Origin of the sequence: Photorhabdus aballayi, assembly GCF_026153155.1 — a bacterium.
Taxonomy (GTDB): Bacteria; Pseudomonadota; Gammaproteobacteria; order Enterobacterales; family Enterobacteriaceae; genus Photorhabdus; species Photorhabdus luminescens.
In genome coordinates, this window is the sequence record NZ_JAPFCD010000006.1 from 84,134 (window position 1) to 106,086 (window position 21,953).

At 40.8% G+C, this 21,953-nt stretch carries 16 protein-coding genes, 1 tRNA gene and 2 CRISPR repeat arrays; of the genes, 11 read left to right on the top strand and 6 right to left on the bottom strand.

Going from position 1 to position 21,953, the window contains the following annotated elements:
* The first annotated feature begins 354 nt into the window (after positions 1-354).
* From iolG to iolB, 6 genes are all read left to right on the top strand, one after another.
* Positions 355-1,341, top strand: a complete 987-nt coding sequence (gene iolG / locus OO184_RS05275; protein ID WP_265378277.1) for an inositol 2-dehydrogenase — start codon at positions 355-357, stop codon at positions 1,339-1,341.
* Between the two features lie 119 nt (positions 1,342-1,460).
* Entirely contained in the window at positions 1,461-3,161 is a 1,701-nt protein-coding gene (locus tag OO184_RS05280) for a solute:sodium symporter family transporter (protein WP_265378278.1), read from the top strand.
* Between the two features lie 418 nt (positions 3,162-3,579).
* A complete protein-coding gene (locus OO184_RS05285) occupies positions 3,580-4,713 on the top strand; it encodes a Gfo/Idh/MocA family protein (RefSeq protein ID WP_265378279.1) in 1,134 nt (377 codons plus the stop codon).
* 75 nt (positions 4,714-4,788) lie between these two features.
* Positions 4,789-6,693, top strand: coding sequence for a bifunctional 5-dehydro-2-deoxygluconokinase/5-dehydro-2-deoxyphosphogluconate aldolase (locus OO184_RS05290; protein WP_265378280.1), 1,905 nt, complete (start codon positions 4,789-4,791; stop codon positions 6,691-6,693).
* A gap of 39 nt (positions 6,694-6,732) precedes the next feature.
* The gene (iolE, locus tag OO184_RS05295) at positions 6,733-7,623 is read left to right on the top strand and encodes a myo-inosose-2 dehydratase (protein WP_265378281.1); all 891 of its coding nucleotides are present in this window, start codon (positions 6,733-6,735) and stop codon (positions 7,621-7,623) included.
* Positions 7,624-7,668: 45 nt separating this feature from the next.
* Entirely contained in the window at positions 7,669-8,496 is an 828-nt protein-coding gene (gene iolB / locus OO184_RS05300; protein WP_265378282.1) for a 5-deoxy-glucuronate isomerase, read from the top strand.
* Between the two features lie 48 nt (positions 8,497-8,544).
* A CRISPR array of direct repeats spans positions 8,545-9,353; the repeat unit is 28 nt; unit sequence TTTCTAAGCTGCCTGTACGGCAGTGAAC.
* Between the two features lie 922 nt (positions 9,354-10,275).
* Here the strand turns inward: iolB and OO184_RS05305 are convergent.
* Together OO184_RS05305 and OO184_RS05310 are read right to left on the bottom strand one after the other, a co-directional pair.
* Positions 10,276-10,707 carry a hypothetical protein gene (locus OO184_RS05305; protein ID WP_265378283.1) on the bottom strand — a complete coding sequence of 144 codons (432 nt, stop codon included), beginning with the start codon at positions 10,705-10,707 and terminating at the stop codon, positions 10,276-10,278.
* Positions 10,708-11,971: 1,264 nt separating this feature from the next.
* A tRNA-Ser gene (locus OO184_RS05310) sits at positions 11,972-12,059 on the bottom strand.
* Between the two features lie 184 nt (positions 12,060-12,243).
* Here OO184_RS05310 and tusE point away from each other — a divergent pair.
* Positions 12,244-12,573 carry a sulfurtransferase TusE gene (gene tusE, locus OO184_RS05315; protein WP_265378284.1) on the top strand — a complete coding sequence of 110 codons (330 nt, stop codon included), beginning with the start codon at positions 12,244-12,246 and terminating at the stop codon, positions 12,571-12,573.
* Positions 12,574-12,586: 13 nt separating this feature from the next.
* Here tusE and yccX read toward each other — a convergent pair whose 3' ends face one another.
* Complete coding sequence (yccX, locus tag OO184_RS05320; RefSeq protein WP_265378285.1) at positions 12,587-12,865, bottom strand: acylphosphatase; 279 nt, start codon at positions 12,863-12,865, stop codon at positions 12,587-12,589.
* 223 nt (positions 12,866-13,088) lie between these two features.
* Between yccX and hspQ the strand changes: the two genes are divergently transcribed.
* Positions 13,089-13,409 carry a heat shock protein HspQ gene (hspQ, locus tag OO184_RS05325; RefSeq protein WP_036807155.1) on the top strand — a complete coding sequence of 107 codons (321 nt, stop codon included), beginning with the start codon at positions 13,089-13,091 and terminating at the stop codon, positions 13,407-13,409.
* 52 nt (positions 13,410-13,461) lie between these two features.
* Positions 13,462-14,269: direct repeats of the CRISPR family, unit length 28 nt; unit sequence TTTCTAAGCTGCCTGTACGGCAGTGCAC.
* Between the two features lie 421 nt (positions 14,270-14,690).
* Here the strand turns inward: hspQ and OO184_RS05330 are convergent.
* Positions 14,691-15,104 carry a CoA-binding protein gene (locus OO184_RS05330; RefSeq protein WP_265378286.1) on the bottom strand — a complete coding sequence of 138 codons (414 nt, stop codon included), beginning with the start codon at positions 15,102-15,104 and terminating at the stop codon, positions 14,691-14,693.
* A 123-nt stretch (positions 15,105-15,227) separates the two neighbouring features.
* Here OO184_RS05330 and OO184_RS05335 point away from each other — a divergent pair, with 123 nt between their 5' ends.
* Positions 15,228-15,686, top strand: coding sequence for a methylglyoxal synthase (locus OO184_RS05335; RefSeq protein ID WP_265378287.1), 459 nt, complete (start codon positions 15,228-15,230; stop codon positions 15,684-15,686).
* Positions 15,687-15,811: 125 nt separating this feature from the next.
* On the opposite strand, the gene helD is transcribed toward OO184_RS05335, so the two are convergent.
* Positions 15,812-17,866 (bottom strand): DNA helicase IV, encoded by a 2,055-nt coding sequence (gene helD / locus OO184_RS05340; protein ID WP_265378288.1) that lies wholly within the window; start codon positions 17,864-17,866, stop codon positions 15,812-15,814.
* Positions 17,867-18,109: 243 nt separating this feature from the next.
* On the opposite strand from helD, the gene yccS reads away from it, so the two are divergent.
* The gene (gene yccS, locus OO184_RS05345; protein WP_265378289.1) at positions 18,110-20,251 is read left to right on the top strand and encodes a YccS family putative transporter; all 2,142 of its coding nucleotides are present in this window, start codon (positions 18,110-18,112) and stop codon (positions 20,249-20,251) included.
* Between the two features lie 59 nt (positions 20,252-20,310).
* On the opposite strand, the gene OO184_RS05350 is transcribed toward yccS, so the two are convergent.
* Positions 20,311-20,913, bottom strand: a complete 603-nt coding sequence (locus OO184_RS05350) for a TfoX/Sxy family DNA transformation protein (protein ID WP_265378290.1) — start codon at positions 20,911-20,913, stop codon at positions 20,311-20,313.
* 504 nt (positions 20,914-21,417) lie between these two features.
* Between OO184_RS05350 and sulA the strand changes: the two genes are divergently transcribed.
* Complete coding sequence (gene sulA / locus OO184_RS05355; RefSeq protein ID WP_265378291.1) at positions 21,418-21,876, top strand: SOS-induced cell division inhibitor SulA; 459 nt, start codon at positions 21,418-21,420, stop codon at positions 21,874-21,876.
* The last annotated feature ends 77 nt before the right edge of the window (positions 21,877-21,953 follow it).

The following is a 21,953-nucleotide window of genomic DNA, read 5'->3' on the forward strand; positions in this document are numbered from 1 at the left end:
GGCCTGTAAGATAGCAGGCCATTTTCCCCTCCTTAATCACTTTTAATGCTATTTTTGGAATTTTTATTCCAAAAATAAATGACTTTTTTCTTTCCCCAATCTCTATGACCAGACGTAGTAACATTTGGCTAAATACCTATTATAATTTGTTTTTAAAAGACAAATATCCCAATCCATCCAGCAGCAACCTTACTTTACGTGATCTAATTAACACAAATTTAATATTGTTATTAACAAAATGCTACGCCGCACTCAAAAATATAATTTCTAAAAATTAACAAATTGAAATAAATGTTTTATTTGATATATTTTAAAGTATCTCATAAGCAGATACTTAGGTATCAAGGAGCACCCATGTTCAACATTGCATTATTTGGCGCCGGACGAATTGGACAAGTACACGCAGGGAACATCTCTCATCATAAAGAAACTTCTCTTTATTCCGTTGTCGATCCACATCAGAAAAGTGCTGAAATTTTAATACAGAAATACCAAACAAAAAGACAAACTATTGAACAGGCAATGTCTGACCCTGAAATAGATGGTGTTCTTATCGCCTCTGCAACAGATACTCATGCAGACCTGATCGAACTCGCAGCAAAACATCATAAAAAAATCTTCTGTGAAAAACCGGTTCATCTTGATATTGAACGTGTTCGTCAGTGCCTTGAAACTGTTAAACAGCATCAGGTTCCCTTATTTGTTGGCTTTAATCGTCGTTACGATCCGCAATTCCGCCGAGTAAAAACACTATTTGACGCCGGCACGATAGGAAAAGCCGAATCTCTGCTGATTATTTCCCGTGATCCCTCTCCTCCTTCTGCTGAATATGTCAAAGTTTCAGGCGGTATGTTCCGGGATATGACCATACACGACTTCGATATGGCACGCTTTATTATTGGCGAGGAACCCTGCTCGATCTACGCTCAAGGTAGTAATCTGGTTGATCCAGCAATTGGGCAAGCCGGTGATATCGATACCGCCTTTATCGTTATGAAATTCCCATCAGGGGCAATAGCAACCATTACCAACAGTCGCCGTTCCGGGTATGGCTATGACCAACGGATTGAATTACATGGTGAAAAAGGGCTGCTTAGCGCTGGTAACATTAAAGAAAACAGTGTTGAGCTCTGGGAAAACAGCGGTTGTTTAACAGCCAAGCCAGAGCATTTTTTCCTGCAACGTTACCGGGAAGCCTACATTGCTGAATGGGACCATTTTGTTGATGTCATGGCTGGTCGTGCCACACCAGAATGTAGCGGCGCTGATGGCGAACAGGCACTTTATCTGGCCGATAAAGCTCTCGAATCCCTATATTCAGGTAAAGAAATCAAATTATAAAACAAGTCCACATCTCTGAATAACTGACTCACATTTATTTTCACCCTAAAAACGGGAAAGACCGCTTTCCCGTCAGCATATTGCTGCCTGAAAACAGTCAATCAGGCTTGGAGGATAGTATGTTAGCTTTTCTCTCATTTATTGGTTTTACCCTATTAGTGGCTGGATTCGCTTATTACAAAACCCATAATGCTCGTCTGACAGAATCTACTGAAGGCTATTTTCTTGGCGGACGATCTCTCACAGGTGTTTATATTGGTAGCTCTATGTTGCTAATGAACCTGTCCACGGAACATTTAATCGGTTTAAATGGATTAGCATTCCGAACCGGATTTATCGTTATGGCTTGGGAAGTGATAGCCGCTGTGACCATCGTTTTATTTGCTGTTTATTTCCTGCCTAAATATCTTAAGCTTGGTATTTCAACCATCCCGGAATATCTTGAACGCCGATTTGATAAAAATACGCTGCTTATTACTTCAATTCTTTTCCTGGCTATGTATATCATTTCACTACTCCCCATTGTGCTGTATACCGGTGCAATTGCATTAGAAAGTCTATTCCAGGTTTCCAATGTATTCAGTATTAATAAAACTACAGCGCTATGGGTTATGGTTTGGGGCGTTGGTGGATTAGGTGCTGTCTATGCTATCTTTGGTGGTATTAAAGCCATTGCCGCCGCGGATGCTATTAACGGCGTTGGCTTAATCGTTGGCGGATTAATGGTAACCATTTTTGCTCTACTCTATGTTGGCAATGGCAATGCCTGGCAAGGATTAGTTGAAGTTTATCAATCTAATCCTGATAAATTTAACTCCATCGGCAGCGAAGATTCGCTGGTTCCTTTCTCCACGCTATTTACCGGCCTAATTGTTTCCAATATGTTTTTCTGGTGTACCAATCAATCCATTGTTCAGAAAGCCCTTGGCGCAAAAAATCTCGCCGAAGGACAAAAAGGGGTCATGTTGTGCGCTTTACTTAAACTCATCATGCCATCTATTATTATTCTGCCGGGCATTATTGCTTTCCATATATTCAAAGGACAAATAGATAATCCAGATAACGCCTATCCAGAATTAGTACACTTAATTCTGCCGGAAGTCTTGGTTGGTTTCTTTGCCGCTGTAGTTGTAGGAGCAGTATTTTCCACATTCAGCGGAGGACTTAATTCATCTGTGACATTGTTTATCGTTAATATTTACAAACAACGAATTAACCAGAATGCCACCGAAATTCAAACCGTCGCGATGGGTAAATATCTGGGAATCGGGTTAGCGTTAATCACTATGATCGTCGCACCATTAGTCGCTAATGCACCGGATGGTCTGTTCTATCTCATTCAACAATTACAGGGGATTTTTAACGCACCAATTCTCAGCGTGGTATTAGTCAGCCTGATGACTAAACGAGTGCCGCCTATTGCCGCTAAACTTGGCCTATTATTCGGTATGTCTGCCTATATTATCTGTAATTTCATTTTAAAAATTAACCTGCACTTTTTTCATCTGGTTGGCATTTTATTTGTTCTCAATATTATTTTTATGCTGGTTATTGGTTATTTTTTTCCAACTAAACCATTCGAAGATATTTATACCAAACAGGTAAATATTACACCTTGGTCTATGGTAAAACCAGTGGCATGGTTAATTACATTGTGCTCAATCTCTATGTACATATTTCTCGCACATAATGTTCCCAAGGTAATCATGATTACTTATTACCTGTTTGCTGCATTAATACTATCTTATGCGCTATACCAGATAGGTAAAACATTATTCAGGAAGTTTGTGATAAATAGTACGCCCCAAAAAACTGAATAAAGATAACTCACTGACTTTATTACTCCAACATTATTATCAGAATAACCGACTACCAGGATTTCCCTGCACCTCATATTCGAAAGAGGAAATCCTGGATATAGCGACTCCTTCTGTTAACCAACACACGCTCCATATATACCAAACCATAAATGAAACAAAAATTCTAATATTCCATTTTTCCTGCTCTTACCTCTGAATGGTACCTAACTCATTAGCAAATTAACCCTATATAACGCGATATTAGCTAAAAAACCCTTATCAGATCACAACTTGAAATTAATATTTTCATTTAAGTTGAAAATGAAACAAATGTTTCCTATAAAAGATATACGACAACAACCAAGGCTAACTGGCAAACACGAAAGAATTGACTGCAACAATAAACGACTTATCCGCTTCTATTTGGAGAAACCGCTATATGGAAGAGATTCGTATCGGCCTAATCGGTACTGGTTACATCGGACGCACCCATGCCATTGCTTACGCACAAGCGCCCACTGTTTTCCCTCTGGCAGGCAAACTAGTTTGTGAAATGGTAGCGGAAGTTTCTGCTGAACTCGCCGCAAAACGGTCTGAACAATTAGGTTTCCGACGCTTTACTGATAATTGGCGCAAATTAGTATCAGATCCCGATATTCATGTTGTTGATATCTGCTCGCCAAATTTCCTTCATAAAGAAATGGCTCTCGAAGCGATCAAACACGGTAAGCACGTTTATTGCGAAAAGCCGCTCGCACTAAACTCAACTGATGCGCAATTAATGGCCGAAGCCGCCAAAAAAGCCGGGGTAAAAACATTAGTCGGTTTTAACTATATGAAAAACCCTACCGCACAACTGGCTAAAGAGATCATTTCAAATGGTGAAATTGGTGAAATCATTCACTTCTACGGCACTCACAACGAAGATTATATGGCCGATCCATTCACCCCTATTCACTGGCACTGTTTTAAAGATAAAGCTGGATTAGGCGCATTAGGCGATCTTGCTGCTCATATCATCAATATGGCGCAATACCTGGTTGGAGATATTCAAACTGTTTGCGCAGACATGACCACTGTCATCAAACAACGTCCGGAAAAAACCGGCTCTAGCACTATGGTTGCGGTAGAAAACGAAGATCAAGCACATGCTATGGTGCGTTTCGACGGCGGAGCAATGGGTATGATTGAAACCTCCCGTATTGCCTGCGGCCGCAAAATGGGTTTGAACTACACCATTACAGGAACAAAAGGTGCTTTGAGCTTCACACAAGAAAGAATGGCCGAACTAAAACTTTACCGGCACGATGAACCGACGAACCGCCAAGGCTTTAAAACTATTCTTATTGGACCGGAACATCCTGACTATGCGCCATTCTGTCACGGTGCAGGTCACGGCATCGGCTTCAATGATCAAAAAACAGTGGAAATCAGAGATTTGATCAATGGCATCGCCAACAATAAAGAGATATGGCCGGATTTCACCGAAGGCTGGAAAGTCTCACGTATTCTGGATGCCATCGCTCGTTCTTATCAAGAGCAACGTTGGGTGAATGTCACTGAAATCAATTAATTTTTCTTATCAACGCTCCACTATCGGAGCTCAGCACAGCAACACTTGATGTTGTACTTAATAAGGAATTGTCTAATGGAGCAGCAAAAAGAATTTGATGTCATCTGCATGGGACGAATCGCCGTTGACCTTTACGGCCAACAAATCGGAGCACGTCTGGAAGATATGGGAAGTTTCGCCAAATATCTTGGGGGTTCTTCCGGTAATGTTGCCTATGGTACCGCTCGCCAGGGGCTTAAATCCTCCATGCTAGCCAGAGTCGGTGATGAACATATGGGACGTTTCCTTAGGGAAGAGTTGCAAAGTGTTGGCTGTGATACCAGCCATCTAACCATTGATAAAGAACGCCTTACGGCACTGGTGCTGCTAGGAATCAAAAATAAAACCACGTTTCCTCTGATCTTCTATCGTGATAACTGCGCCGATATGGCAATTACCCGTGATGATTTCAGTGAAGAATACATTGCATCAGCCCGTTGTTTAGCAATCACCGGAACACATCTTTCTCATCCTAACACTCGCGATGCCGTGCTGACGGCCCTCAACTACGCCCGCCGTAACCGTGTGAAAACGGTCATAGATATTGATTATCGCCCGGTACTTTGGGGGTTAACTTCTCTGGGAGATGGCGAATCACGTTATATCGCATCGGAACAGGTAACAGCTCAATTACAGGAAGTATTATCACTATTTGACCTGATTGTCGGCACAGAAGAAGAGTTCCACATTGCCGGTGGTTCCACAGATACTATCGAAGCACTACGCAACATTCGTAAACTCACATCTGCTGCATTGGTTTGCAAACGAGGATCACTGGGGTGCTCTGTTTTTACCGCTGAAATCCCTAATTATCTGGATGATAGCATGACCATACAGGGCATTCGTGTCGATGTGCTTAATGTACTCGGCGCAGGGGATGCTTTTATGTCCGGCCTGTTACGCGGCTATCTTAATAACGAAGGTTGGGAAAAAGCCTGCACCTACGCGAATGCTTGTGGCGCATTAGTCGTTTCTCGTCATGGGTGCGCACCGGCAATGCCGGATAAAACCGAGCTTGACAACTATCTATCACGCGCTAATCAAATATTACGCCCTGATTTAGATGAAACACTTAATCACCTCCACCGTATCAGCGCCCGTAAAAATCAATGGGACGAACTGTGCGTAATGGCATTTGATCATCGTATTCAATTTATTGAATTAGCCCGACAAGCCAATGCCAGTATCAAGCGTATTTCATCATTAAAACACCTTCTATTGCGCGCCAGCCAGGAAGTTACTACAGAAGCAGGGTTACAAGGAAAAATAGGCCTGTTATGTGACAGCACGTTTGGTCAGGATGTTTTAAACGAAATCACCGGTCAAGGCTGGTGGATAGGCCGCCCAATTGAGCTACCTGGCTCTCGCCCACTTAGTCTGGAACATGGCAACATAGGTTCTCAACTTATTGACTGGCCACTGGAACACATTGTCAAATGTCTGGTGTTTTTCCATCCAGAAGATGCTCACCCGCTCCGACTGGAACAAGAGAAAAAAATTCGGGAAATTTATGCCGCATGTTGTAAATCTGGTCACGAACTTTTACTGGAAGTGATCCTACCTGCGGAAATGAAACACTCAGATGAGTTCTATATCCGTGCGCTTAGACGCTTTTATAACCTTGGAATTAAACCGGATTGGTGGAAACTCCCACCTCTCAGTTCTGAAAGCTGGGACAGCATTAACTCTCTAATCCAACAGCGGGACCCTTATTGCCGTGGCGTCGTTATTCTTGGCCTTGATGCTTCACAAGAAGAACTAGAAATGGGCTTTAATGCCGCAGCCGGCAAATCTATCGTCAAAGGTTTTGCTGTCGGAAGAACCCTCTTTGGTCAACCATCCCTAAAATGGCTAAAAAATGAAATTGATGATAACCGTTTGATCCAGAAAATAAAAACCAACTATCACAACCTGATTAGCCTGTGGCGTCAGCGCGGATAGCAACATAATAAAATTATTTTATTCAACAGGAGCACCATCATGGCTGTTCAACTTGGTATCAACCCTCTGACCTGGACTAATGATGACTTACCCACTCTCGGCGCAGACACACCACTGGAAACCTGCTTAACAGAAGGCCGCCAAGCAGGTTTTACCGGCTTTGAATTGGGCCATAAATTTCCTCGTCAGGCCAACGTATTGGGCCCGATTCTTGACGCCCACAATCTCATGCTGGTATCTGGCTGGTACTCTGGCGAATTACTCACCCGTTCAATAGCAGAAGAGATTAAAGCGGCACAATCTCACCTGACCTTGCTGCGCGAATTGGGAGCTAATGTCATGGTATTTGCGGAAGTGACAAACTGCATTCACGGCGATCAAAACAAGCCAGTCCATCTTCGCCCTCAATTTCCAGCTAACCGCTGGCAAGAATACGGTGAAAAATTGACTGAATTTGCCCGTTACACCCAAGAACAGGGTGTTCAGATTGCTTATCACCACCATATGGGAACTGTGATCGAAACTGAGGAAGACGTTGATCATTTGATGGAACATACCGGAGATGAAGTTGGATTGTTGCTGGATACCGGCCATTTGACCTTTGCTGGCGCTGATCCACTGGTGATCGCAGAACGCTGGGCAAAACGTATCAATCATGTTCACTGCAAAGATATCCGTCCTGATGTACTCGACGACATAAAAAACCGTAAAACCAGTTTCCTTGATGCAGTACTGAGCGGTGTATTCACAGTACCGGGAGATGGTTGCGTTGATTATTCGGCAATTTTTCAAGTGTTGAAAAAACAGAATTATAAAGGCTGGCTGGTAGTTGAAGCAGAACAAGATCCTGCCATTGCTCATCCACTCACCTACGCAACAATGGGTTATAACAATTTACATCAACTTGCTAGAGATGCAGGATTACTTTAATAGTCGCCGTTCGATTTATACAAAAGCAATGCTGAGGTAGGTAATATGTCCAAATTATTATCAAAATATCATGCACCGGATCAGAATAGACGAACTCAACATATCACACCAGAATCTGCCAACTGGAAGTATGTCCATTTTGATGTTTATGAGTTAGCCTCGGGTGAAAAAATCACCTTACCCGCATCAGAAAATGAAACCTGTCTGGTTTTGGTGGCGGGAAAAGCCACAGTAACGACGCCACATCAACGATTTGAGCATATTGGCGATCGCATGCAACCATTTGAACGCAAAAAGCCTTATGCCGTTTACATCACGGCGGGGGAATCTGTTGAAATTATTGCCGGTACCGCTCTCGAACTCGCGGTATGCCAAGCACCGGGTAAAGGAAACTACCCGACTCGCCTGATTACGCCACAGGATATTGGTGCAGAACAACGTGGAAATGGCTACAACCGACGCTATGTTCACAACATCCTACCGGATAACAAACCTGCTGATAGCTTGCTGGTGGTTGAAGTCTTTACCGATGAAGGCTGTACCAGTTCCTATCCTAGCCATAAACACGATACCGACAATACGCCACAGGAAACCTATTTGGAAGAAACCTATTACCATCGCCTGAGCCCATCTCAAGGATTCTGCATGCAACGCGTCTATACCGATGACCGTTCACTGGATGAATCAATGGCTGTTTACAACAAAGATGTGGTAATAGTCCCAAAAGGCTATCACCCAGTAGCAACCATTGCCGGTTACGACAACTATTATCTCAACGTAATGGCCGGACCAACCCGTAAGTGGCTATTTACTTGGGAAAAAGACCATCAATGGGTTAATAGTGAAACGTATGCTCAGAAGCATAAGAATTAATGCTCATCAGGCAGAAAATAGGCTTTTTATTTTCGCGCACTCAATCGAGTGCGCCGCTGCCTGTACGGCAGTGAACCCTGAACCAGCACAGCCAAAACAGCCCGAACATTTCTAAGCTGCCTGTACGGCAGTGAACTCCGAACATTGAATTTAATTGTTACGAGAGATTTTCTAAGCTGCCTGTACGGCAGTGAACCACATAATCGGCTTCATAAGTGTAAACCGCCATTTCTAAGCTGCCTGTACGGCAGTGAACATTCCACGACTTGCGGCATACATGGGCTAGCTTTTCTAAGCTGCCTGTACGGCAGTGAACAGAATGGATAGATACCCTCTGACATTCAACGATTTCTAAGCTGCCTGTACGGCAGTGAACTCAGTCCGTCATTACAATCGCGTTTGAGAAATTTTCTAAGCTGCCTGTACGGCAGTGAACACAAATAGTCATTGCAAATCGCAGCGTTAGCATTTCTAAGCTGCCTGTACGGCAGTGAACGTAAGTGCTGGGAAATCTTGCCCGATTATCGCTTTCTAAGCTGCCTGTACGGCAGTGAACTACAACTTGCGGAAGGTTACGCTAGCGCCGATTTTCTAAGCTGCCTGTACGGCAGTGCACCAACTCTGTAGAGTCCTTTCTGACCAAATGGCTTTCTAAGCTGCCTGTACGGCAGTGCACTGAATGGTATCGTGAGATATCGGCTCTGGAGTTTTTCTAAGCTGCCTGTACGGCAGTGCACTGATTACTTGTGTCAACATTTCTACTTTATATTTTCTAAGCTGCCTGTACGGCAGTGCACTTAGGTTTTTTGGACTCGAAGCGCTCAGCGGCTTTCTAAGCTGCCTGTACGGCAGTGCACTGTTACATATTAACTTTAACCTGCTGATTTTTAAATAGCATAGCTATTAAGAAGTAAAAAACCCTTTTTATAAGCGATAATTAATTTATCCATAAAATCAATTAATTACAACTCACTTCAAAAAAAGGGTAAAAATTAAGGTAGCAGTAAAAACACCATCACATACTTAAGTCGTCTGTCCTAAGACCTATGCAGTAAGTAAGAATTGTTGTCTGTAAAATGTTCAATGATAATGAAACCACCCCACTGAATTCAGTCATCAGCAAAAATCAGTACCTCTTAATCTCGCAGCCTTTTTCAAAGTTGGCATCATTCAACACACCTACAATTGCACTAATTCCACCAGGCGCTTAAATATTGAAAAGTTCAGTGTTACCCAATTTACCAAGTCTCCAATTCATATTTTCAGCAACATAATTAACTTAATTAACTTAATTAAAGATATAATCTAGATCACTGTTATTACGAGATAGAATATAAACACTACAGGTAAAAAATGATTATTTACCGCCACCATTTCAATCAAGTTCCTCTACTCATGAGTTATTTTATTTCCATTCATTTATCTTATTAACTAATAAGGTTATAATGACTCATCTCCAGAATACACCACCGTTATATCAATCTCTCATATATATCCGTCATCTTTCAAGTTGCCTCTTTGTTGGCTGCACTCGCTCACCCCGGTCACATAGTTATCTATGCTCCCGGGGATTCGCTCCCTTGCCGTCGCTATGCATCTTGAAATCCATAGGGTATAAACCATTTCAGTAGCCATTCCCATCATTAAATAAAGATATTAGGTTATTTTCTCATGTATCTCATATTCCACTCCATCTGAACAATAGTGGATTATCTCTATAATCAAGGAAATGCCCTGAAAATATCAGAGCATTTTTTAAGTTAAACCCATTGTTCGCTATTAACGCCGTAGTATGGTGTAAGAAAATATCATGTTACGAAGATAATCATTGTCAATTTTATTATCAATAATTTCACCGGTCTCAAGAATCAATCGATGAGTTGGCTCTTTTGAACAAAGAATCATGAGCCGCATTTTATCTTTTATAAGCCAGCTATCATTGCTTACTGGACTAAACCAGTAGGATTTGAGCAAGATATTACTTTGATTATCACAAGGCATTTCATTAAATTTTACCGTCCAGTTAGCATCAATCTCAGCTTTTTTATTGATAGGTCCATTCTCACCTTTAATATCAATAGAACCATAAAATAAGAAGTCACCATCAACAAGGTGAACTTTACCGTCACTCCATCTTGAATATCCTAATCCAATATTTTTAGGGATATTTACCAACGTTTGATATTGAACACCTTTAATTGAATACATCATGTTTCAATCCTCTTTGGTATAGTTACTGTATGAAAATAAAATTCAACCTCTACGGACTTAATTAATAACCACAACATTACCACTCTATGAATAAATAATTTCATATACCCGTCATCTTTCAAGTTGCCTCTTTGTTGGCTGCACTCACTCACCCCGGTCACATAGTTCTCTATGCTCCCGGGGATTCGCTCCCTTGCCGTCGCGATGCATCTTGAAATCCATTGGGTATATTCCTTTAAATAATTCATTAAAATTTTCTCACTCCATGTTTTTATAATAAATTATTCAATCCGCTTATAAATAAATTTACCCATCAGACAAAACTTTATTATATCCTGAAATTTTAAAAAGACAATTTTAAATTAACTATATTATTGCAATTAAAAATCAAATTAATTCTTTACACTAAAAAAATAAAAACCTATAAAACCTTATTTTTAATTCTAAAAAATCACATACACTCCAATTAAAAATTAATTATAAAAATATTATTTTATATTTATCACACATAAAACCAAACAGAACAAACGATTATAAATCATCAATTTGCAATTATTATTCATTATGAGTAAAATCAATAATTCCGGATACAACGTATATATCCCACTATTAAATTGGTTAATTAAAATCCAATCAATTAAGCCATCAAATATTATATTATCTAGCTCATGAATATATTCCACACCCAATTATATTTACCAATCCACTTTCACATCAATAATAAATTTAAGCATTTAACCACTCAGAATAAACATTAACCCTACAGATAAAATCGCTTGTAATATATGCTGCCAAATAACTGCAATGATAAAAAACAATAGAACCAAGATTATATATAAACTCTGGTCAATCCATTGGAATTTATAATGATAGTGAGTTTGACATCCCTACCTTGTCATTGCACTCTAATATAATTATAAAAACAAAATGGACTAACGACAATTTGAGTGAGCATTATTAGGCAAACCCATTCAGAGATTACAATCTATATAATTCGATAAATACCCAGTCTAGCGAAATTAAAAAATCTCAAGATCAGATAATTTTTTTATTTACTGTAAAATTTTTGTCACCAATTTTAATAGTGACGCACCAGCATATTCAGAGATCATGAAACTTCATAATTTAGGTGGCATGCGCAGCCATTTTTGTAATGTTTTTCTACTAGCTCGCAACCATCATACGGAAGCATGACCATATTTCACTATTCTTATTGATTTTATTGGAAAAAGTAGACTTTATAATACGTGAGTAGAATGAGAAGTGGCGGAGGAGGAGAGATTCGAACTCTCGGATGGTTTCCCATCGGCGGTTTTCAAGACCGCTGCCTTAAGCCGCTCGGCCACCCCTCCGCAATGGCGTGCACTATAAACAGCACCGAGACAGATGTAAAGCCTCTTCCTACTCGATTGCCGTAAATTTACTCTTTTTCACTATCATTGGCTTATTTTATCCGCACATGTGCATACTATCCTTGGGTACAGAAGTGATTTTTGCTAAATTACGGCTACTTTTCTTTGATGGTTATTAATGATTATGCTGGTATTCGAAGGTCAAGAAATCGAAACCGATGCGCAAGGTTATCTGAAAAACAGTAGTGACTGGCAGGAAGCAATAGCTTTACTCCTCGCCGAACAGGAAGAAATCACATTGACTGAACAGCATTGGGAAGTCATTCATTTTATCCGGGAGTTTTATAAGGAATTTAATACATCCCCGGCTATCCGTATGTTAGTAAAAGCAATCGCACAAAAATATGGCGAAGAAAAAGGCAACAGTCGCTATCTTTACCGTCTGTTTCCCAAAGGGCCGGCAAAGCAGGCAACTAAGATAGCCGGACTGCCGAAACCAGTAAAATGTATCTAATCAATAATCTAGCTCAGTGGCGGACACTAAAATCTGCAATATCCTCCACTGCGCAGGCTTGAGATGAAAAGTTATCTATTCGTACTCCCGGCGGACCACCCTGCTCCAACCAATGGGTTAATTTATTTAGTTGTTCACTATCACCATAAGCTACGATTTTTACACTACCATCATGTAAATTACAGACATAACCTGTCAGATTATTAAGTTTTGCCCAACGAAAAGTTTGATAACGAAACCCGACTCCCTGAACCCGGCCATAAACATAAATTGTTACTCCACACTTAATCATAATTACCCCCTATCAACCCAATCACGTTGCGGTATCGCTCACATATATAGTTAAGCATGCGACTGTCGGTTGTGTTTTATATTTACTACAGCTAACCTGAAATAGATGAAGTCGCACTCGCAATTTTAAAGCAAAAAAAGACTTCAACCACCGGGTATGCTCTTGTAATTCACCTTACTGCCCTTATATCAATGTCAATGCAAGATCTTCTTTGGAGGTGACTATGATTATCGCCAGCAAATTCGGTATCGGCCAACAAGTACGTCACAAACTTCTGGGTTATTTAGGAGTCATCGTAGACATTGATGTGGAATATTCTCTGGAACAACCCCAAGAGGATGACATTGCATCCAATGCTACCTTGCGTTCCGCTCCTTGGTATCACGTTGTGATGGAAGATGACAACGGTCAACCCGTACATACTTATTTAGCAGAAGCACAATTAGCCTATGAAACATCTGATGAACATCCAGAGCAACCTTCTCTAGATGAGCTAGCAGAATCCATCCGCAATCAGCTATTAGCCCCAAGACTACGCAATTAATACTCCCCTTATACCCCTTAAGCAATCTAAGGCAGTTATCGTATTTTTAAACTGCCTAAGCTGCCTGTACGGCAGTGCACGACCGGTTCGGCATCACGCGGATTAATACTATTTTCTAAGCTGCCTGTACGGCAGTGCACCAATACGGCATTAACATGATTAACGCGATTATTTTCTAAGCTGCCTGTACGGCAGTGCACGGAAAGAGCTTTTATAAATAAAATGCAGAGATTTTCTAAGCTGCCTGTACGGCAGTGCACATGATGGCAGCGAATGGCATGCGCGGCAGCATTTTCTAAGCTGCCTGTACGGCAGTGCACTTTGTGTTCAAGCATTTAGCGCTAAGCATCCTTTTCTAAGCTGCCTGTACGGCAGTGCACCTGGGCGGTGGAAGATGTCTGGTCGCCAAATATTTCTAAGCTGCCTGTACGGCAGTGCACAAGGTATTGGCGGGCGCGTTGTTTTTAGTATCTTTCTAAGCTGCCTGTACGGCAGTGCACACGAGTCGATTATTATATCGAACACCGCAACTTTTCTAAGCTGCCTGTACGGCAGTGCACCTTCGGTTAATCTATCTAATTCGTCGTTAATATTTCTAAGCTGCCTGTACGGCAGTGCACCTGGAGATAGCATGGAACCGGTTTTACCAGATTTTCTAAGCTGCCTGTACGGCAGTGCACTCTCGCTGGAGTAACTAAGTTTCATTGTGCTTTTTCTAAGCTGCCTGTACGGCAGTGCACGCTGATGGTCTCGGATGTCAGGTAGTTATATTTTTCTAAGCTGCCTGTACGGCAGTGCACCTTAAGAATCCTGAAAAAGGTAAAGCCCACGATTTCTAAGCTGCCTGTACGGCAGTGCACTGTTACATATTAACCTTAAGTTGCTGACTGTTAAAGAATATAGTGATAAAAAATGAAAAAACCCTTTTTTTAGGAGATATTCTATTTTTCTTTTAAATCAATAAGTTATTTTTTGATGATAAAAAAGGGTCAAAATTGGGGTGCAGTAAAAGCGCCATATCTTATAGCAACGAAAGTGTAGATTCTGGCAAAATTCAGCAGCCATAAGAACAACTAAAATTGCCTTAATATATTGTAATAACTGTAAAAGTAGATTTCATAAGATGTCTAAAGAAACAAACTCAATATCCAATTTAAACATTATTTGAATACTTGGAACCCGGACACCGCCTCTCATCCAACGCCTTAAGTTTGTATTAGATATTGGCGCCAAGCTCCCTTCATCCATTGATTAGAAAAAAATAATTACAAGATGAAAATATTATTTCTCAAGTCCCAATCTTGAAATTTCAATTTTTGGACAGCGATCCATAACAACATCCAAGCCTGCTTCCTCTGCCAACACTTTTGCTTGCTCATTAATAACACCAAGTTGCAACCAAAGCACTTTTGCTTTGATATCTATAGCTTCTTGCGCAATGTCATATGCAGCTTCAGCATTACGGAACACATCAACCATATCAACAGGTTGTGGAATATCTGTCAGTTGTGCATACACTCGTTGCCCAAGCAGTGTTTGTCCGGCAAGCTTCGGGCTGACAGGAATCACCTGATAGCCCTGCTCCAGTAAATAAGCCATAACTCTATAACTTGGGCGAGCAGTTTTTTCACTCGCACCGACCAACGCGATAGTTTTCACTCGTCTCAGTATGTTCGCAATTTGCTGGTCACTCATTTATTACTCCTTAAAATCCGATATTTTTACTCTGTTTATTTATTACAGTGTATATGATAAACATTGTTATCAATTGAGCTCACTACGTTCGAAAACACGACAACGATTATCAAAGGTATCCTTATGGAATTAACAACCCGCACAATGGCAGCTTCTAAAAATATAGCGCTTATTGCACATGACCATTGTAAAATTTCGCTACTAACCTGGTCCAAAAAACATAAAAATTTACTCAAAAAACATCATTTATACGCCACCGGCACAACCGGTAATCTGATTCAGAATGAAACCGGATTACCCGTTACCAATATGCTTAGTGGCCCAATGGGTGGAGATCAACAAATTGGTTCTCTAATCTCAGAAGGGAAAATTGATGTATTGATATTTTTCTGGGACCCACTGAATTCCGTGCCTCATGATCCTGATGTAAAAGCACTGTTACGCCTCGCTACCGTATGGAATATCCCAGTTGCAACCAATCTGGCGTCTGCGGATTTTATTGTTAGTTCCCCTCTGTTTTCTGAATCAGTAAATATTCAAGTGCCTGATTATCAAAATTATTTGAATGAACGTTTGAAATAAATCTTTACAACATATACCTACAACTACACACTTTCTCCAAACCAGATACTTAGGAAAAAACAAGAGTGGGATTTCCAGCAAAGATATCCCATGATAGCCCTGAATATTTTAGCCAAAGCAAAACCTCAAGGTTTACGTTGAACAGGCACATTTAACCGCTCTAATTGACGCACAAACACCGATGGATTCTTCTTATCCTGCATCAACCACACCTGTTTCTTCGCCCGTGTTAATGCAACATACAAAAGGCGACGCTCCTCCGCATCCGGAAAATCTTCCGGCGGCGGCAATAAAACCCGCTCTATCACAGATTCCCTTGCTGATGCAGGAAAACCATCTTGTCCCTGATGCAAACCAAGAATAATCACATAATCCGCTTGTCGTCCTTTGGAAGCATGAACAGTCATAAACTCTATTTTCAGTTTAGGCCAACGAGTTGCTGCTTTTTTCAGTAATTCAGGTTTTAAATAGTGATAACGTGCTAGTAATAAAATCGTTTCCTGCTCGGTGACATAGCCACTCATTTTATTCAATAAAGATTCAAGCTGATCTTCTGGTAAGATAACAATTGATTTTTTATTACCCTTAATCAAACTATTTAGCGGCTTCCTTAATTGATTTGGGTTTTGCTGCACAAACGTGTTAGCAATCTCACCAATCCGATTATTAAACCGATAAGAGATATCCAATACACATTCAGCATCTTTACCAAAATAATCAGCAAATACGGTATTCAACGTCGGTTCCGCACCACTGAAACGATATATTGCTTGCCAGTCATCCCCTACAGCAAACAGGCAACCTTGGCTATTTTGCGCTCGCAATGCAGTGAGCAATTTGGCCCCTAATGGTGAAATATCCTGAAACTCATCAACCAAAATATGCTTCCACGGGCTGATAAACCGCCCTTTATCCAGAATATTCACTGCCTGATGGATTAACCCTGAGTAATCAACAGCACCTTCTGTTTTTAATGCAGATTTCCACGCCTTTAATAAAGGTGCCATCAAGCGAATACACTTTTGAAACCGATCCAGATACTCTTCCTGAGTTTGCTCTATCATCGCCTTCTGACTACCACCATGTATACGCATCAAACCTAACCAACGCTCAAGCCGGTCTGACAAACGGTTAGCAAGTTGTTCATCGTGCCAAAATTCACCTTCCGGCACTTCCCATTTCAGCTCTTCTGTCAGACATTCCCGCCAACCTTTGGCCTGTGCTTTCTTCTCACTGCATTGTTGCTGCCAGTGTTTAATCAAAAAATCTCTTCTTTTTTGCTCATCAGTTTCCAGTTCACTGATTTTTGGTACTTTATTACTTCCTTGCTGAATGATATGCAACGCCAGAGCATGAAACGTTTTTACTTTAATATCATTCACACCAAGACGAATATGAATCCGTTCATTCATCTCATTTACCGCCTGATTATCAAACACCAATAGCAATATCTGTTCGGGAATCACCTGTTGGCGAACTAATAACCAACCCGCTCTCGCAACTAACACAGATGTTTTTCCACTCCCCGCGCCAGCAAGAACCAGAACTGAATTTTCATCGTTAACAACAGCCAAACTCTGAGAAAGATTTAACGGAGATGTTTCTACCCGCTGAAAAAAGTCACGATGTTGCTCCAACATGCGTTCTGCCCATTGCAAATTCATCTTTTCAACAAGCTTTTCGCCATTCTCAAGCCAGCGCAAACACGTTTGATAACCATCCCGGCAATGATCAAATTGTTCCAGACGCTGTAACGGCAATGGTAAAGCCTGAAACGCTGCCTGAATCCGCTGTTGTAACTGGAACAAATCTGTTTTTTTAAACCAACGGTTCTGTTGGTCAATTCTGTTGATTTCACTAACCTGAGTTGCCAGTACATTAGCACTAATATCACTCATTTCCTGGCTCCATTTCTGCCATTCACCAAGCAGATAATGGTAAAAACGCTGAGTCTGCTGCCATTCAGCGCCATGAAGACGAACCGCTTGTCTATCGGGCAGTTCAAACTCTAACTCACCCCAGACAATTCCTCGTTTACACTGAATATTAATTAACTGGTTAAATGGGATCAGGTATTGATGCTTTTCACCACTGACTTCAATACCCGCATTCAGCAAACGCACCCGATTATAAGGATGCTGAGCAAGACGTTGACCAATTTGTGTTGCTTTAAGTTCCATTATCGAGCGCCATACCTAAAAAATAGTTGAATTATGTCTTATAAGAGTTTTTTATCACTAATAAACCTTTTATCATAATAGTTATTTATACCCTATGGATTTCAAGATGCATCGCGACGGCAAGGAAGCGAATCCCCGGGAGCATAGATAACTATGTGACCGGGGTGAGTGAGTGCAGCCAACAAAGAAGCAACTTGAAAGATAACGGGTATATGACGGCTATTATTACCTCAGGGGTATTTTGTGCTAACTGTTTTCTCCGGTCTGCGCCGTTTTCTTTATAACAGTCATTTTCTCTATTATAACCGTATCCTAATAGCCTTGGCTGGAACAACACTAGTGCCTTGGTTTTTGGATAAAGAGCCTAAAATAACTATCTCATTGACCTTGGGCGTTGTTGCCGCAGCACTCGCTGATCTTGATGATCGTCTGACTGGTCGTTTACGTAATCTAGTGATCACGCTGATTTCTTTCTTTATCGCTTCAGCCTCTATTGAATTACTGTTCCCTTATCCTTGGCTTTTTACCATCGGGCTAGCGTTATCCACTTGCAGTTTTATCTTACTGGGCGCCCTCGGACAGCGTTATGCCACTATTGCATTTGGGGCATTACTGATCGCAATTTATACCATGCTTGGTTCATCTATTTTCCCATTATGGTATCAACAACCCTTATTACTGCTGACAGGTGCAATCTGGTATAACCTGCTAACCTTAACGGGTCATTTACTGTTCCCTATCCGTCCGTTACAAGACAATCTGGCGCGTTGTTACCAACAACTTGCAATTTACCTTGATGCTAAAGCTAATCTGTTTGATCCCGATATAATAGAAGAAGGATACCAGCAATCCGTCATTAATGTGGCAATGGCAAACAGTGTCTTAGTTAACACACTAAATCAAGCCAAAGCCTCCCTACTGACCCGTCTGAAAGGTGATAACGGCCAACGTGGAACCCACCACACTCTGCACTATTACTTTGTTGCGCAAGATATTCACGAACGTGCAAGTTCATCTCATGTGCAATATCAAAGCCTACTTCATACTTTTCGTTACAGCGATATTCTGTTCCGCTTTCAACGTCTCCTCTCTATGCAAGCCCGTGCATGTGAACAGATTGCTCAATCAATACGTTGGCACAAACTATACCAACACAATCCGCGTATTGAACGTGCATTTAACTATTTGGAAAGTTCCCTACAACAACTCAATAAACAACAGAGACATAACCTCAAGATTACCGCCTTATATAATTTGCTGAAAAACCTGCGTGCGATTGATGCGCAATTAACAAGCATGAATTCTGGACGAGACAATATTTCCAAAGACAAAAAAGATGAAATTCAACTATCTGACGAAACGTTGACTGGCTGGCGAGATATCTGTCTAAGGCTCAACCGTCACCTAACCCCACAATCGGCCCTGTTCCGCCATGCAATCCGGATGTCTGTTCTGCTATGTAGTGGCTATACCATGATCCAGTTGTTGAATTTACAACATGGATATTGGATTTTACTAACCAGTCTGTTTGTTTGCCAACCTAACTACAGCGCTACCCGCCGCCGTTTGACACTGAGAATAATAGGAACCGTTGCCGGCGTATTGATCGGCTTGCCAATCCTTTACTTTGTGCCATCTATTGAGGGGCAACTGGTGCTAATTGTTATTTCTGGCGTATTGTTCTTCGTCTTCCGTAATACCCAGTATGCACATGCAACCCTGTTTATCACATTATTGGTATTATTATGCTTCAATTTGCTAGGTGAAGGCTTTGAAGTCGCGTTACCAAGAATTATTGATACATTAATTGGTTGTGGTAGCGCCTGGTTAGCCGTAAATTTCATTTGGCCAGATTGGAAATTTCGCCAGTTATCACAAGTGATAAACCGGACGATGAACACCAATTGTCGCTACCTTGATGCCATTTTAGTTCAATATCATCAGGGAAAAAATAATGGGTTGAACTATCGAATTGCCCGTCGCGATGCCCATAATAGTGACGCAGAACTAGTATCCGTTATTTCAAACATGTCTGCCGAGCCGAAAAGTGACCAGACTTCTCAAGAAAAAGCATTCCGGCTACTGTGCCTAAATCACACCATGCTAAGTTACATCTCTGCGTTGGGAGCACATCGAGATAAATTGGATAATGAAGTTATCCTGGATATTCTTAATGATGCTATTTGTTATGTCGATACAGCATTAAAACCGGCATTAATAGATGATGATAGAATTAAGCAAATACCTGCCAACATAGCAAAAAGAATCGAGCAAGCTCCGGTAGAAAGAAATAGTAAAGAGCAACTGGTATTGCAACAAACCCGTTTATTAATAGAATTACTACCTGAAATCGTTAATATCATTAAACAAATTAATCAATTATAACCAGATTGATATACTGGGGCAGTTGACTGCCCCTTTTATTAGCTATTCACGATAAAGATCTAACAAGCCAGCTCCTTGTGCCAGCGTAATAAATCATTACGGATCTGTACCGGTAAAACGGCTGAATGACATCCTTCAATTGCACCAGCCAAAGCAAGTAATAAACTAACATTAAATTTTCTTTTATATTGATGAAGTTTTAAATAACTGGCTTTAGCGCCTAACAACCGCAAATCTTCAACTTTACATATTCCAACTTTCCATAACTGACGTTCCAAAGACATTCCAAGATTAGGCAAATCCTTCAAGCGCTCTGGCATTTTCTTTTTACCCGCCATTTCAATAAATGAGTAATGATAAGCCAAATGCGCATATTGAGATAACAACTCTTGATCTTGCCAAAGTGATTCAATAACTTGGTAATAACGCAAAGTTACAGGCACTCCCTTTTTCGAGTAAATATAGTTTTTCATTCCTCTGGCTTTAAATAGTACCTCAGCATGCCCATTTCCTCGTAAATATAATTCTCCATCAGCAATAATAGCGAACATAATCCCATCAGCTAACAGACTGTAACCACCAAACTGTGGCTTCCTTGTCAATGTCCCAAACGAAGAAAAACCATTTTTGAGTTGAGTAAAACGTACCTCAGACAAAAACATACAGATCACTCCATGAGTTTTGTGCAAATAAATCTCTTATCCATAGATTTGCCCCAATTATTAGCAAAATAAATAACAGGAACAAGCAATTAAAAACATACGCAATCCAATTTTCTCTGCCAATGGTTAAATGAGTTTACAGCCATTTACAGTCAATATTTGCGAAGCTCTTTGAAAAAATAGACTTGATCTTAGCCTGACATGAAGATACTGTATATTAATACAGTTAATCGTAACGAGGTTCATTATGGGCATCCAATCATCCTGGGTTTACCCTTCTAAACATCAGTCAGCCAAAAAGCAGTTATCACTCTCTTCACCTACACAAGATAATTCAGCCAGAAGAGAAGGGGTAGTGAAAGAGGCTAAAGAAGGTATAGCGGAAGGTATATACCCTATGGATTTCAAGACGCATCGCGACGGCAAGGGAACGAATCCCCGGGAGCATAGATAACGATGTGACCGGGGTGAGTGAGTGCAGCCAACAAAGAGGCAATTTGAAAGATGACGGGTATAGTGAGTGAATTGATTTATAGTGATAACCAATATAGTGATAACCAATATAGCGATAACCAAGCTGTCATTAATCGTATATTGCTACCTTTGTTACGCCAATCAGGAAATGAAGCCCGCTGGTTGCTATGGGTTAGTCCACATAAGAAACTGAGCCGCCAATGGTTAATTAACTCCGGATTACCTTTAGATAAGATTGTCCAATTAAATCGCATCAGCTCCATTACAACGGTAGAAGCAATGGCAAGAGCATTGGCGAGTGGTAATTACAGCGTGGTACTTGGCTGGTTACCAAAGTTATCAGAAAGAGATACCGTAAAATTACAGGCTGCGGCACAAAAAGGTCATGCACTGGGCTTTATTATGCGCCCACAAGATGCAAATAAAGAAACCAACTGTGCTGAATCGCGAGCAGATTTACTAAAAATCCATTCCATTTACTATCATTGACTAAAACTAGGAATTATCGCAATATTTATAACACAAAATAACCAATTCAGACCGAAAATCACTAATCACAATTAAAA